Genomic DNA, 12,798 nt, shown 5'->3' with positions numbered 1-12,798 from the left:
GTCAAGCATTGGTGGTGTCTGAGTTGGCGTCAGACCCGGGCGGCCTTCTCTACGGCGGTGACGGCCGCCGCAACGCCGGCGTTCCACGGGGTGCCGTGTCCGGGCAGCACCCAGGTGGCCCCCGTGGGGAGAATGGCGCGAAGCGATGCGATCGCCTGCTCCGGCTCATCCGTGAACGGCGCCGGCTGAGGCCCCGTCTTGCCCGTGAGTACGTGACGGGTCGTGAGCCCATCGCCCACGAAAACGGCGTCGGCAATCGGCACATGGATCGCGATGCTGCCCTCGGAATGCCCGGGCAGGCCGATGATTCGGGGCGCACCGGGCAGGTCCAGCGTGTCTCCGTCGTTCGCGTCCACGGTCTCGGTCAGGTAGGTGGTGCGCATCCCGCCCTTGCGCAGGGAGTACGCCGCGAAGCCCAGAGTGGCGCCCAGCTTCATCGACTGGCGGCCGTTCGCCGGCTTGGGGCCGCCCTTCGCGCGAGCCGCGTCGCCCGGGTGAACGTAGACCGGCACGCCGTGATCACGCCGGAGCCGTTCGGCAAAGCCGACGTGATCGCCGTCACCGTGCGTGAGGATGACGCCTTTGACGTCGCTGAGGGTGCGCCCCATACCGGTCAGCTCGGCGAGGAGGTCCCGCCACTGGCCGGCGAGTCCGGCATCGATCACGGTCACCCCCTCGGGAGTGTCGACGAGGTAGACGGCCACGATGTCGTTGCCGATGCGGTGAAGGTGCGGTCCTAGTCTCATGATGGCTCGACCGTACCGCTCGTGGCGCCGAACGGCCAGGATGTCAGGCCGAACGACGGATGATGCGCGGCACCACAATCCAGAGCAGCGCGACAACGACGAGGATGAACGCCGCGAAGGCCACACCCCACGCCCGGCCGAGCACCAGATCGAAGATGAGCAGCCCGATGCCGGCGACCGTGATGGCGACCCCGGCGAGCGTGGCCTGCACGAAATAGTCGGTGTATCGGATGATGCGGCTCTTCGCGTGCTTGCGGAACAGCACTCGATGCAGGCTCACCGGAGCCAGGCCCACCAGGGTCGTCAGAACCGAGGTCGCGACCAGGACCAGATAGATGTCGCGCTGAAACGCATCGAGGTCCTCGAACCGGGACTGGAAGACCGCGGCCAGGAGGAAGCCGGTGAGAATCTGGGTTCCAGTTTGGATGACCCTGAGCTCCTGGAGCAGCTCATTCCAGTTGCGGTCCAGACGCTCATTCGGGGTTTCGCCGCGACCGTCGGGGGCGCCGCCGGGTACGTCCGGAACCGGAGAGGAGTGCGACATGGGCTGAACCTTCCGTGAAGAGAAGCGGCAGCATCGGCCGCCGTGGGTCGGGACTCACGAGAGTACCGCCGGGCATCCGGGATCGCAGCCGGTTCGGACTGGTCGAGCCGGGCCAGACAGGACTAACGTTGACCTTAGGTTCGGACTCGTTTCGATGACACGTGCCCTTTTGACACTATGGACACGGCTGGCGGTGCTGATGAGTGAAGTCTCGGGGACACCCCGAATGACGGGCGGGCAGTTGGCTTCCCCGTTCCTGGAACTCCTGCCGATCACGGGTGCGGCCATTTCGGTGATGGATCAGGACCGCCGTGCCTCACTGATCCACGCCACCGACCCCACGGCCGCCCGGTTGGAGGAAATGCAATTCGATCTGGGTGAAGGTCCCCAGTTCGATGCGTTTCGGACCGCATCGCTCATATCGGTTCCCGACCTCGCGCTGACCGACCGGTGGCCGGCATTCCTGCGGAGCGCTGCCGAGCTGACCGTGGGCGCCGTCTTCACCTTTCCCCTCATGCTGGGAGCGGCCTGCACCGGCACTGTCACCTGTTACCGCACCACCCCCGGGGCCCTCGATGACCAGGCCGCCGCACTGGGCACCTCCCTGTGTCGCGCCATCGCCGGGCCCGCCTTCCGCCGTGCGATAGTCCTCGCCGAACACGAATCATCCGACGATGAGGCACCGATCGAATCCCGGCGGGAGATCCACCAGGCCACCGGGATGGTTCTCGGCCAGCTGGATATCAACGCAACGGATGCTTTCTCACGAATCCGGGCCTACGCTTTTTCTAGCGGATATACCGTCCAAGAGATTGCCCACGCCGTCGTCAGCCGGCGCCTCAATTTCGCAGAGCTCCCAGAGTAGGTATGACATGCACGCCATAGACCACGCGGCTGACAACACCCGTGAAGAAAGAATCAACGACGCGTTTGTGCGCGTGGCCGGCAGCCTGGTCGCCGACTACGACATCGTCGATCTGCTGTCCACCCTCGTCTACACCTGCACCCAGCTTCTCGACGTACAGGCAGGCGGCATCCTCCTGGCTGATGGCACGGGGATGCTCGAACTGGTGGCCTCGACCAGCGAAGAGGCTGAAATCGTCGAGGTCATGATCGTCGCCGCCGGCGCCGGCCCATGCATCGACTGCTACCAGACCGGGGCGGTGGTGAGCGTTCCCGACATCGAAACCGACCCCCGCGACTGGCCGCGGTTCCGCCGCACCGCCCTCGACCAGGGCTTTCGGGCGGCCCACGCCACCCCACTCCGGCTGCACGGCGAGGTCATCGGCGCGATGAACCTGCTCAGCACGGAGGCCGGCGCGCTCAGCGACCGCGACGCCCAGCTCGCCCAGGCCTTGGCGGATGTCGCGACAGTCGGCATCCTGCACGAGCGCAGTTTCCGGCAGCCCGAGGTCGTGGCCGCGCAGCTCCACCTCGCTCTGGACACCCGGATTCTGGTGGAGCAGGCGAAGGGGGTTCTCGCCGAGGTGCGCTCCTGCACCATGAGCGAGGCCTTCGACGCCCTCCGCGACTACGCCCGCACGCACGCGGTCACCCTGCGCGCTGCGGCGGCCGGTGTGGTGAACCGCAGCATCTCCGCCGAGGCACTGGTGGCCCAGGCGCGCTAGCGGCGCGGCCGGCCACTGCGCCGGTTCCTCAGGTGTGGCAAGATGCGGCCGTGACCACTCAACCCGAGCGCCGGATGCTCCTTGACACCGCCTCCCTGTATTTCCGCGCGTTCTACGGCGTGCCGGACTCGATGCGCGCACCCACCGGTGAACCGGTGAACGCCGTGCGCGGGCTGCTCGACATGATCGCCCGACTCGCCACCGAGTTCCAGCCCACCGAGATCGTGGCCTGCTGGGACGACGACTGGCGGCCGCAGTGGCGGGTCGATCTCATCCCCACCTACAAGACCCATCGGGTCGCCGCCGAGCCCTCGGTGGCTGCCGACCCCGCAATCGAGGTTGTGCCCGACCTGCTCACCCCGCAGGTGCCGATCATCCGCGAGGTGCTCACCGCGCTCGGCATCCCGATCATCGGCGCCGCCCAGCACGAGGCCGACGATGTGATCGGCACCCTCGCCTCGCACTCGTCGATCCCGGTGGACATCATCACGGGCGACCGGGACCTCTTCCAGCTCGTCGACGACACCCGCGACGTTCGGGTGATCTACACCGGCCGCGGCATGGCCCGGCTGGAGCTTCTGACCGACGCGACGCTGACGACCAAGACCGGCGTCACCCCGGCGCAGTACGCCGACTTCGCCGCCATGCGCGGCGACGCCTCCGACGGCCTTCCCGGCGTGGCCGGGGTGGGCGAGAAGACCGCGGCCACGCTGCTGGCCGAGTACGGCGACCTCGACGGGATCGTGGCGGCGGCGGCCGACCCCGATGTGAAGCTGGGCGCCTCCGTGCGCGCCAAGATCCTCGCCGCCGCGGACTACCTCACGGTGGCCCCGACCGTGGTGAACGTCGTGCGTGACCTGGACCTGCCGGACTTCGACGCCCGCATCCGCCCCAGCACACCCGAGCAGAATGCCGAGCTGGAGCAGTTGTCGGCCAGGTGGGGGCTCAGTTCGTCGATGCAACGCGCCCGCGAGGCCCTGGCCGCATTGGTCTGAGCGCGTTGGCCTGAGCGCGTTGGCCTGAGCGCGTTGGCCTGATGCCGGTCTAGCCTGATCCGGCGATGCGCAGCACAACACTGCCCCGCTTGTGGCCGGCGTCGACGAAGCGGTGCGCGGCCACGATCTCGTCAAGGTCGTAACTGCGGTCGATGACCGGTCGCAGTTTGCCCTGCTCCGCGAGGCCCACGAGAAACCGAAGGTCCTCGGCCCGGTAGTCGACGCCGCTGGCGCTGACCAGCTTGCCGCTCCTGCGAGTGCGGGACCTCGCGCGCAGGAGACCGGTGAGGTCGGTGATGACGGCCAACAGGGCTCCGCCGGGGGTGATCAGCCGCTGCACCCTGTCGAAAGACGCATTGCCGACGCAGTCCATGATCACGTCGTAGGTGTCGGATCCGGTCGTGAAGTCCGAGCTCTGGTAGTCGATCACCCTGTCGGCGCCCAGGTCGGTGACCAGGGCGGCGTTCCGCGCCGCGCAGACCGCGGTCACGTGCGCACCGAGGTTCTTGGCCAGTTGCACGGCCGCGGTGCCGACGGCTCCGGATGCCCCGTTGACCAGCACCCGCGCGCCCGGCTGGATGTCGGCGCGGTTCAGGAAGACCCGCGCGGTGATGCCGCCGAAGACGAGGGCGACGGATTCGTCGAAGCCCAGGCCGGCCGGCTTGGCCGTGATCGGTCCGTCCTGCCCGATCCGGGCATACTCGGCGTGGCCGCCGAACTTCGCGCCGAGCATGGCGATGACCTCGTCGCCGGGCGCGAACCTGGTGACCTTCTCCCCCACCGCTGCGACGACCCCGGCGGCGTCCATGCCGAGCACCCGCCGGCGGGGCCTGAAGAACCCCAGGCCGGCCCCGGCCAGGAGGCCGAGTCCCTTCGGCACGTCGTGGGAGCGGGCCCGGTGGTCGGCGGCGCTCACGGTGCTGGCGAGCACCCGGATGAGCACCTCCTGGGGCCCGGGCGCCGGGGTGGGGATCTCCTCAACCGAGACAACGTCGGCGGGGCCGAACCGCCGGTAGACCGCGGCCCTCACGAGGTCACCCCAACCGGGTCGGCGCCGACTCGGCGCTGCGGCATCCGCTCGACGGCGGCGGTGTTGAAGCCCTTGAGGATCAGCCAGAGTGCGAGCGACACCTCCCAAGCGAACACGGGCAGCGCAACGAGCAGCCCGGTCGGGGAGAACTGGCCGTACAGGCCGAAGATCACCAGCACCGTCGAGATGGTGATGATGGCCCCGCCCACCAGGCCGAGTACCGCGATGGCGCGAGGCACGAGGCGGGAGGTGAACATCAGGGAGGCCAGCAGGATCGAGCCGATGCCGAGCGCGAAGCCCGGACCGAACAGCAGGGTGGCGTCTTGCAGGGCCAGCAACGCGGCGGCGACGGCCTCGAGCGCGCTGGCATCAACGCTGGGCGGCTGCTGCCGCAGCATCAGCACCGTGAGCAGGCTGAGGGTGCCCACCAGGATGATCGCGGCCTCGAGGATGCGCGCGGCAGCGTAGGCCAGCGCCAGCGTCGGACTCTGGCGGCGGAGCACCGGATAAAGGACCACCCCGGTGCCGACCACGGCGATCACCAGCACGACCTCGAACAGCACGCCGACGGCCACCATCGGGTCGCGGCCGGTACCGAGGACATAACCGGGCGTGTTGAGCACCGGGGCATAGAGCAGACGACCGACGATCGCGCCGACTTCGGTGAGGAGAAAGAGTACACCGGCGAGAATTGCGGTTCGGCGGATGGGAGACATGAGAGCTCCTTCAAGGTTGAGGTGTACGGCGTACACTCGGATGCAGCGACTCTAAGGTGTACGCTGTACTCCTGTCAATGGGCAGGACTGATCTCGTTCATAGGGAGCTCACATGGCTCAAGTTCTGGTGGTCCCGCGGGTGCGCCTCAACCGTGATCGGGTGCTGCAGGCCGCCGTCGGGCTGGCCGATCAGGCCGGCATCGAGGCGCTGAGCATGCGCCGGCTGGCCGAGGAGCTCGGCGTTGTGCCGATGGCTCTGTACAAGCACGTGGCGAACAAGGACGAGCTGCTCGACGGCATGGTCGAGGTGATCGTCGCCGAGATCGACCCGCCGGCCCCGGACACCGAGTGGAAGGCCGCGGTGCGACTGCGGGTGCTCTCGGCCCGCCAGATGTTGTTACGGCATCCATGGGCCCGGTCGGTGCTCGAGTCGCGCACCACGCACACCCCGGCGGTGCTGGACTACCTGGAGTCGACGATCGGGATGTTCCTGGCCGGCGGGTTCTCGGCGGACCTCACCCACCACGTGATGCACGCCCTGGGCAGCCGCATGTGGGGGTTCACCCAGGAGCTCTTCGACGCATCCGCCGACCCGGCCCGGCCACCCGTCGACCCCGCCGTGCAGGCTGCCCGAATGCAGGCGATGGCGGAGCGGTATCCCCACATCCTGCAGATCAGCACTGCGGCGGCCCACGACGATTCGGTCGTGGCGCACGGCTGTGACGACAGGTTCGAGTTCGAATTCGCCCTCGACCTGCTCCTGGACGGCTTCGAGCGCCTCCATGTCTCCGGCTGGTCATCCAGCCCGGTCACCCGCACCGCCTAACGCGGAATCAGGCGAAGCCGAAGACCAGCGGGAAGACCGCGACCACGACGAGCGCCCAGAGCCCGTAGATGGGCAGGTACCGGGTCTGCCAGTGTTCGAGCGCCGCGAACGGGTGTCGCCCGCGCAGGAACCCGATGGCGAGCCAGGCCGCACGCACCAGGTGCACGAGGAGCAGCAGGTTGAGGCCGAGCGCGGCGATCTTGTTGGGGCTGAAGCCGAACTCGGTGATGCGCGTGAGCATCGCGGTGAGCATCACGGCGTCGACAGCCAGGGCCACGATCACCAGCACCAGCTGGAGCACGTCGAAGACGCCGGGCCGGGCGAGGGAATCGCGGGCGGAGATCGAGTAGAGCAGCAGGCTGAGCACGAGCACCAGGATGGCGTTCATCAGGATGAGCAGGTAGCGGTCGACGGTGTCCAGCCCGCCGGCGGTGGCCAGCACCGCGAGCACGGCCAGGAGCATGATGATCGTCAGCGGGGTGAACACCCGGGTGAGCACCGGGGCGATGTTCTCGACCACGTTCTGCTTGGCCTCGACCAGCCAGGCGGCCACGACGAGGGCGCCGGGTATCGTGAGCGGCAGGATCCAGCCGGTCAGCACCGGGCCGGGATCGACGCGCACGGCGGACAGCACCGCGACGGTGAGCCCGATGAGCACGGCTCCGCCGAGGGCGAGCAGCGTGTAGTAGATCGCGAGCTCGCCGGTGAACCGCACGAAGTCCATCCGTCGGGCGTCGGAGCGCCAGCGGCCGCCGACGTAGGCGATCCCGACCAGCATCCAGAGCAGCACCGGGGCGTGCAGCGCGGCGAGCAACTCGGTGGAGCCGCCGGCGGCAAACGGGTAGACGTTGAGCAGCACCGCGAGGGCGGCGAACGAGACGACGAGGGTTGCCGCGACGGGCACGGTGAGCCGACGCTTCCAGCCGAAGTAGGCGGCGAGGAACGGGAACACCAGCAGGCCGAGGTTTCGGACCAGGCCCGTGCCGCCGTCGGACCAGGTGAGGCCGGCCTTGACGGCCAGGCCCGCGCCGAGGGCGAAACCGACCACCACGGCAAGTTCCCGCCAAGCCGGCGCGCGGCTGTCGCCGGCGGCGTCGGGCAGGAGCACGAGTTGTTTCCAGAGCCTGTCGGAGTGTTCCCTGGCGAATTCGCGGGACACAGCGTCGAGGTTGCCCAGCCGCTTGATCGCCACGAGGAAGGCCTCGTCGTGGTCGAGCCCGGTGGCCAGCAGGTCTTCGATCTGCTCGCGCAGGTGATCTTCCAGCTCCTCCACGTCGGCGGTGGCGATGGCCTGGCGTCGCTGCACGTAGCCGCGCCAGCTATCGATCTGGGCTTCCAGGTCGGCGTCGAGGTTCATCAGGCCCACCCTTCCGTCACGGCCGTCGGCCGGGGCCGGTCCTGCCAGACCTGGCGGAGGGCATCCGCCACGACGGTCCACTGCTCCTGCCGCTCGGCCAGTTGTTCCCGGCCGAGGTCGGTGATGGCGTAGTGCTTGCGCCGGCGGCCCGCGTCAGAGGTGCCCCAGAGCGAGGTCACGTAGCCGAGCCGTTCGAGGCGGTGCAGCAACGGGTAGAGCATCCCGTCGGTCCACTGCATGCTGCCGCCGCTGAGATCGCTCACCCGCTTGAGGATGGCGTAACCGTAGAGGTCGCCGTCCATCAGAATCCCCAGCACCAGCGGGGTGGCCGCGGCGGCGACCAGGTCTTTCTCGATGCGCATGGCGCCTCCTATACCTAGAGCTGCAATGCATGAACCCTAGCAGTTCTAGGTATAGGGATAAAAGCGACCTCTGCCCGGCTGCGGCCGCGCACACCCGTTGGTGCGACGGGGAATTTCCCGATTCGTCACGCCTCGGCGCCAAGCCTGGAGATACGTCCAGCTTCCTTGAGTTTCTCCTCTGCCTGAACAAGGCTGGTGAGATTCGCCCCACCCGGGCGGCACCGCAACCGCGGCCCGATCGTACAAAGAAGAGGACACCGTGAAAGCACTCACCTGGCAGAACACCAAAAAGGTAGAGGTCATCGAGGTCCCCGATCCCGTCATCGAAAAGCCCACGGATGTGGTCATCCGCATCACGTCAGCGGCCATCTGCGGTTCAGACCTGCACCTGTACAACGTGATGGGGCCGTTCCTGGCCAAGAACGACGTTCTCGGCCACGAGAACATGGGCATCGTGGAGCAGGTCGGCGCCGCGGTAACCACCCTCTCGGTGGGCGATCGGGTCGTCATCCCGTTCGTCATCGCCTGCGGTGACTGCTTCATGTGCAACCAGGGCCTCACGACCCAGTGCGAGACCACCCAGAACCGCGACTCCGGCACCGGCGCCAGCCTCTACGGCTTCAGCGAGCTCTACGGATCGGTTCCCGGCGGCCAGGCCGAGCGCCTGCGGGTTCCGTTCGCGGACTTCAACGCGGTCAAGGTCGGCGCGGACCTGCCCGACGAGCGCTACCTGTTCCTCAGCGACATCCTGCCCACCGCCTGGCAGGGCGTGCAGTACGCGGATGTGCCCGCCGGCGGCACCCTCGCCGTGATCGGCCTGGGCCCCGTGGGCCAGTTCGCCAGCCGCATCGGACGCCACCTGGGCTTCCGGGTGCTCGGTGTGGACCCGGTGCCGGAGCGCCGCGAGATGGCCGCCCGGCACGGTGTGGAGGTGTTCGACCTCGACGACGACATCGTCGCGATGCTGCGGGCGACGACCGACGGTCGCGGCCCGGACTCCGTCGTTGACGCCGTGGGAATGGAGGCGCACGGCAACCCCGCCGCCGCGTTCACCCAGTACGCCGCAGGGCTGCTGCCGGATGCGGTGGCCAAGAAGGTCTTCACCACGGTGGGTGTTGACCGCCTGGCCGCGCTGCACATGGCGCTGGACCTCGTGCGCCGCGGCGGCACGGTCTCGGTGAGCGGCGTGTACTCCGGTGTGGCCGACCCGATGCCGCTGATGAACATGTTCGACAAGCAGATCCAGCTGCGGATGGGCCAGTGCAACGTGCAGCGCTGGGTCGGCGATCTGCTGCCCTTGGTGGAGGACCCCACCGACCCGCTCGGCGTGATGGACCTCGTCACCCACCGGGTGCCGCTGGATCGCGCCCCGGAGATGTACGAGACCTTCAGCGCCAAGGACGACGGGTGCATCAAGGTCGTTTTGACCCCCTGACGCCCTCTCGCGAACTGTGAGTCAAGCCCCAGAATCTCGAGATTTCTGGGGCTTTTCTCACAGCTCGCGGAGCCTTCGGCAGTGTCGGTGGTAGGTGAGACGATCTCATCATGAGTAACCCCGACCAGGCAGTACCGCCCGCTCCGGATGATGACCACCGCTCTCCGGGGTCCGCCCCACTTGGCTCCGCCCCCTCCCCTGTCGACCCGACCGAACCCGGGTCGACGGAAACCAGCTCGCCCGAATCCACCGCGACCGAACCTGCCGCAGCCGAGCCCGCCGGAGTCGAACCCGCCGCTTTCGAGCCGTACGTCCCCAATCCGGCGCTGGACGAGTTGGTCTGCTCGGAGCTGGCCCGCCGCACCGAGCTGATCGCGGTCGAGGCCCGCGCCATCGCGATCGCGCAGGCCCGGCAGGCCGAGTTCCTCGTCGCCCTGCAGGGCTGGAGTGAGGACCCGCAGGTCTCCTCCCGCCTGCACGGCAACCCGGAGAGCATCCGGTTGGCCGACGTGAACGCGGCCACCCTGACCGAGGACCAGGCCCGCGCCGCCGCCTACAACCGGTGGGACGACCGGGATGTGGCCCGCCGCACGATTGTCAGTGAGACCGCCTGCCTGCTGCGCCTGTCCGAGCGCACCGTGGATCACCTGATGGATCAGTCCCTCTGGCTCATGGCCGCCCCGGCGACCTTCGAGGCCCTCTCCGCCGGAGAGATCAGCTACCGGCACGCCACCGTGCTCGTCGATCAGATGCGCACCCTGCCGATGGAGGACCAGGCGGCGTTCGAAGAGAAGGTGCTGCCGGAGGCCAAGCGCCTGCCGGTGTCCCGGTTCCGCGACAAGGCCCGCCGACTGCGAGAGCGCCTGCACCCGGAGTCGATCGTGGCCCGCAGCACGAACGCCTTGACCGAGCGGCACAGCCGGTGGGAGGCCGCCCCGGACGGGATGGGCTGGTTGCACTGGTACGGCACCGCCCACGACACCAAGGCCGCCTACGACCGGATCAACGGCATCGCCGTGAAGCTGAAGAAGACCGGCAACCCGGCGCCGGCCGACACCGCGTCCGACACCGCCGGCAGCGGAAGCGGCACCGCATTCGGCCTCAGCCCAGACGCCGCGGAAGAGCTCCCGACCCGCACCCTCGACCAGCTCCGCGCCGACATCACCGCCGCCCTGTTGCTGGACGGCATCACGCCCGACGGGATGGGCGCCGGCATCCGCGGCACGGTGATGGTCACCGTGCCCGTGCTCACCCTGCTGGGCGTGGACGAGGAACCCGCCACCCTCGAAGGATACGGGCCCATCTCCCCCGAGACCGCAAGGGAGATCGCCGGGCACGCACCGAGCTTCACCCGACTGCTGACCCACCCGGAAACCGGGGTGGTGCTCTCACTGGGCAAAACCCAACACAAGAACACCAAGGCCATGAAGAATTACCTGCGGGTCCGCGATGAAACCTGCCGGTTCCCGGGCTGCTCGCGTCCCGCGGTGACCAGCGACGTCGATCACACCGACCCTTGGGCCGGTGGCGGCAACACCGACTGCGACAACCTCGCCCACCTCTGCGAACCCCACCACCGGCTCAAACACCTCAGCCAGTGGCGGGTGACGCAGGAACCCGGCGGGATCTTGGTCTGGACTTCCCCCGGAAAACGCAGCTACCGGACCGACCCGGCGAACCCGATGGGCCCACCCCGGCCACGGCCGCCGGTGATGGGGCCGAAAACCCGGAGGCGGCCCGCCGATGACAGCTATCTGATGCCCCGGCCGAGGCCGAGTCGGAAGCCGACCCCGCCGGTGCCCGAGAACCCGCCGTTCTAAGCGGTCACCGAATGACCCAAGGCTGGTATCCCTAGACTCGGATCCATGTCCTTGATCAATGCAGATTACGAGATCCGTCGGTTTGAGCCGGCAGCCCCAGGCGAGCCCGGATACCCCGAAGCGACAGCCTGGGACAGCGCAGTCTCGTTCGGGTTCCATGAGGAGCGCAGCAGCGACGAGCGGGTGCAGGAGTCCATCGCCAGGAGCCGTGTGGACGGCGCCGTATACACGGGTGCCTACCAAACCGGCCAGCCGGCCCCGCACTCGCTGGGCAGCGACGTGCCGGTGGCCACGTTCGGCACCCAGCCGAGCACGCTCAACATCGGGTTCGGCAGGTTGCTGGATGCGCATCTGATCACCGGCGTGACAGTGCGCACCTCCCACCGCCGTCGCGGGCTGCTCCGCCGCATGATGACCGAAGACCTCACCCTGGCCAAGGGCAACGGCATCGCGATCGCTGCCCTCACCGCGTCTGAGGCGTCGATCTATGGCCGTTTCGGTTTCGGTGTGGCCACTTCGGAGCAGAGCATCACGGTGGATACCAGCGCCAAGTTCCGGCTCGACCACTTACCGGTGGGCTCTGTGGAGGTCGCCGACCCCAAGGTCCTTCTCGAGCTGGCGCCACAGGTCTTCGCCCGGCTGCACGGCGAACAGCCGGGGTCCATCGGCCGTCAGGAGTTCTACCGCCAGCTGGCTGCCGGGGCGTCGAGCCGCGAGGGCGGCCCCGATGCCAAGGTGAAGGCGGCCCTGCACTACGCGCCCGACGGTTCGGTCGACGGCTATGTCTCGTACAGATTCGGCGGCTGGGACAAGACGCCCGCGACGATGGAGATTGTGGACCTGGTGGCCGCCACCCCGGCGGGCTACCTGGAGCTCTGGCAGTATCTGGCGGCCATCGATCTGGTGGAGCGCGTCACCTGGAACGAGGCGCCGGCGGACAACCCGCTCACTTGGGCCTTGACTGATCCGCGATGTGTGTCTGCGACGAACCCGCGGGACCTGCTCTGGTTGCGCATCCTCGATGTGCGCCAGGCACTCGAAGCGCGCCATTTCGCCACCGACGGCGCCGTGGTGCTGAGAGTCACCGACGGTTTGGGTCTCACGGCGGGCACCTTCGCACTGGAGGTGGAGGGCGGCACGGCGCGGGTCACCGAATCAGCCTCGGCGCCCGACCTGGAACTGGACATCGCCGCGCTCTCCTCGATCTACCTGGGCGCGGTGAACCCCGTGTCGCTGGCGGCGGCGAACAAGGTGCGCGAACACACGTCGGGTGCAGCATTCCTGGCCGCCAGGCTCTTCGCCGTCGAGCGGCCCGCCCACTGCCTGACGCACTTCTAGC

Annotated in this window: 13 protein-coding genes; 7 read left to right on the top strand and 6 right to left on the bottom strand. The window is 68.5% G+C overall.

Annotated elements, in window-relative coordinates:
- Positions 1-29: 29 nt before the first annotated feature.
- Positions 30-746 carry an MBL fold metallo-hydrolase gene (locus C3B61_RS08750; RefSeq protein ID WP_103460263.1) on the bottom strand — a complete coding sequence of 239 codons (717 nt, stop codon included), beginning with the start codon at positions 744-746 and terminating at the stop codon, positions 30-32.
- A 43-nt stretch (positions 747-789) separates the two neighbouring features.
- Positions 790-1,290, bottom strand: a complete 501-nt coding sequence (locus tag C3B61_RS08745; RefSeq protein ID WP_103460262.1) for a DUF6328 family protein — start codon at positions 1,288-1,290, stop codon at positions 790-792.
- Positions 1,291-1,489: 199 nt separating this feature from the next.
- On the opposite strand from C3B61_RS08745, the gene C3B61_RS08740 reads away from it, so the two are divergent.
- The 3 genes from C3B61_RS08740 to C3B61_RS08730 all read left to right on the top strand — a co-directional run bounded on the left by C3B61_RS08740 (position 1,490) and on the right by C3B61_RS08730 (position 3,913).
- Positions 1,490-2,155, top strand: a complete 666-nt coding sequence (locus C3B61_RS08740) for a GAF and ANTAR domain-containing protein (protein WP_134407901.1) — start codon at positions 1,490-1,492, stop codon at positions 2,153-2,155.
- Between the two features lie 7 nt (positions 2,156-2,162).
- Positions 2,163-2,918 carry a GAF and ANTAR domain-containing protein gene (locus tag C3B61_RS08735; RefSeq protein WP_103460260.1) on the top strand — a complete coding sequence of 252 codons (756 nt, stop codon included), beginning with the start codon at positions 2,163-2,165 and terminating at the stop codon, positions 2,916-2,918.
- A gap of 74 nt (positions 2,919-2,992) precedes the next feature.
- Positions 2,993-3,913, top strand: coding sequence for a 5'-3' exonuclease (locus C3B61_RS08730; RefSeq protein ID WP_103460259.1), 921 nt, complete (start codon positions 2,993-2,995; stop codon positions 3,911-3,913).
- Positions 3,914-3,962: 49 nt separating this feature from the next.
- Here the strand turns inward: C3B61_RS08730 and C3B61_RS08725 are convergent, their stop codons facing one another.
- Together C3B61_RS08725 and C3B61_RS08720 are read right to left on the bottom strand one after the other, a co-directional pair.
- Positions 3,963-4,943, bottom strand: coding sequence for an NAD(P)-dependent alcohol dehydrogenase (locus tag C3B61_RS08725; protein WP_103460258.1), 981 nt, complete (start codon positions 4,941-4,943; stop codon positions 3,963-3,965).
- On the bottom strand, positions 4,940-5,659 hold the full coding sequence (locus C3B61_RS08720) for a DUF4386 domain-containing protein (protein ID WP_103460257.1): 720 nt from the start codon (positions 5,657-5,659) through the stop codon (positions 4,940-4,942). Before C3B61_RS08720 ends, C3B61_RS08725 begins: the two co-directional genes overlap by 4 nt.
- 112 nt (positions 5,660-5,771) lie before the next feature.
- Between C3B61_RS08720 and C3B61_RS08715 the strand changes: the two genes are divergently transcribed.
- The gene (locus tag C3B61_RS08715; protein ID WP_103460256.1) at positions 5,772-6,485 is read left to right on the top strand and encodes a TetR/AcrR family transcriptional regulator C-terminal domain-containing protein; all 714 of its coding nucleotides are present in this window, start codon (positions 5,772-5,774) and stop codon (positions 6,483-6,485) included.
- Between the two features lie 7 nt (positions 6,486-6,492).
- Here C3B61_RS08715 and C3B61_RS08710 read toward each other — a convergent pair whose 3' ends face one another.
- Both C3B61_RS08710 and C3B61_RS08705 read right to left on the bottom strand, forming a co-directional pair.
- Positions 6,493-7,842 carry a permease prefix domain 1-containing protein gene (locus tag C3B61_RS08710; RefSeq protein ID WP_103460353.1) on the bottom strand — a complete coding sequence of 450 codons (1,350 nt, stop codon included), beginning with the start codon at positions 7,840-7,842 and terminating at the stop codon, positions 6,493-6,495.
- The gene (locus C3B61_RS08705; protein ID WP_103460255.1) at positions 7,842-8,204 is read right to left on the bottom strand and encodes a PadR family transcriptional regulator; all 363 of its coding nucleotides are present in this window, start codon (positions 8,202-8,204) and stop codon (positions 7,842-7,844) included. The genes C3B61_RS08710 and C3B61_RS08705 overlap by 1 nt, the downstream gene beginning before the upstream one ends.
- Before the next feature lie 259 nt (positions 8,205-8,463).
- On the opposite strand from C3B61_RS08705, the gene C3B61_RS08700 reads away from it, so the two are divergent.
- The 3 genes from C3B61_RS08700 to C3B61_RS08690 all read left to right on the top strand — a co-directional run bounded on the left by C3B61_RS08700 (position 8,464) and on the right by C3B61_RS08690 (position 12,797).
- Positions 8,464-9,639, top strand: coding sequence for an alcohol dehydrogenase catalytic domain-containing protein (locus C3B61_RS08700; protein ID WP_103460254.1), 1,176 nt, complete (start codon positions 8,464-8,466; stop codon positions 9,637-9,639).
- Between the two features lie 110 nt (positions 9,640-9,749).
- A complete protein-coding gene (locus C3B61_RS08695; protein WP_103460253.1) occupies positions 9,750-11,459 on the top strand; it encodes an HNH endonuclease signature motif containing protein in 1,710 nt (569 codons plus the stop codon).
- 45 nt (positions 11,460-11,504) lie between these two features.
- Entirely contained in the window at positions 11,505-12,797 is a 1,293-nt protein-coding gene (locus C3B61_RS08690; protein WP_103460252.1) for a GNAT family N-acetyltransferase, read from the top strand.
- Position 12,798 lies beyond the last annotated feature (1 nt).

The sequence above is a fragment of the Cryobacterium zongtaii genome (assembly GCF_002909375.1).
GTDB classification, from domain to species: domain Bacteria; phylum Actinomycetota; class Actinomycetes; order Actinomycetales; family Microbacteriaceae; genus Cryobacterium; species Cryobacterium zongtaii.
Note: the sequence above shows the minus strand (reverse complement) of the source record. Positions and strands in the feature narration are given on the sequence as shown.

Bases quoted from the DNA above. Each gene is read 5' to 3' on its own strand.
- C3B61_RS08745 (WP_103460262.1), bottom strand. From the start codon at position 1,290: ATGTCGCACTCCTCTCCGGTTCCGGACGTACCCGGCGGCGCCCCCGAC.
- C3B61_RS08690 (WP_103460252.1), top strand. From the start codon at position 11,505: ATGTCCTTGATCAATGCAGATTACGAGATCCGTCGGTTTGAGCCGGCA.
- C3B61_RS08720 (WP_103460257.1), bottom strand. From the start codon at position 5,659: ATGTCTCCCATCCGCCGAACCGCAATTCTCGCCGGTGTACTCTTTCTC.
- C3B61_RS08710 (WP_103460353.1), bottom strand. From the start codon at position 7,842: ATGAACCTCGACGCCGACCTGGAAGCCCAGATCGATAGCTGGCGCGGC.
- C3B61_RS08735 (WP_103460260.1), top strand. From the start codon at position 2,163: ATGCACGCCATAGACCACGCGGCTGACAACACCCGTGAAGAAAGAATC.
- C3B61_RS08715 (WP_103460256.1), top strand. From the start codon at position 5,772: ATGGCTCAAGTTCTGGTGGTCCCGCGGGTGCGCCTCAACCGTGATCGG.
- C3B61_RS08730 (WP_103460259.1), top strand. From the start codon at position 2,993: ATGCTCCTTGACACCGCCTCCCTGTATTTCCGCGCGTTCTACGGCGTG.
- C3B61_RS08750 (WP_103460263.1), bottom strand. From the start codon at position 746: ATGAGACTAGGACCGCACCTTCACCGCATCGGCAACGACATCGTGGCC.
- C3B61_RS08740 (WP_134407901.1), top strand. From the start codon at position 1,490: ATGAGTGAAGTCTCGGGGACACCCCGAATGACGGGCGGGCAGTTGGCT.
- C3B61_RS08695 (WP_103460253.1), top strand. From the start codon at position 9,750: ATGAGTAACCCCGACCAGGCAGTACCGCCCGCTCCGGATGATGACCAC.
- C3B61_RS08705 (WP_103460255.1), bottom strand. From the start codon at position 8,204: ATGCGCATCGAGAAAGACCTGGTCGCCGCCGCGGCCACCCCGCTGGTG.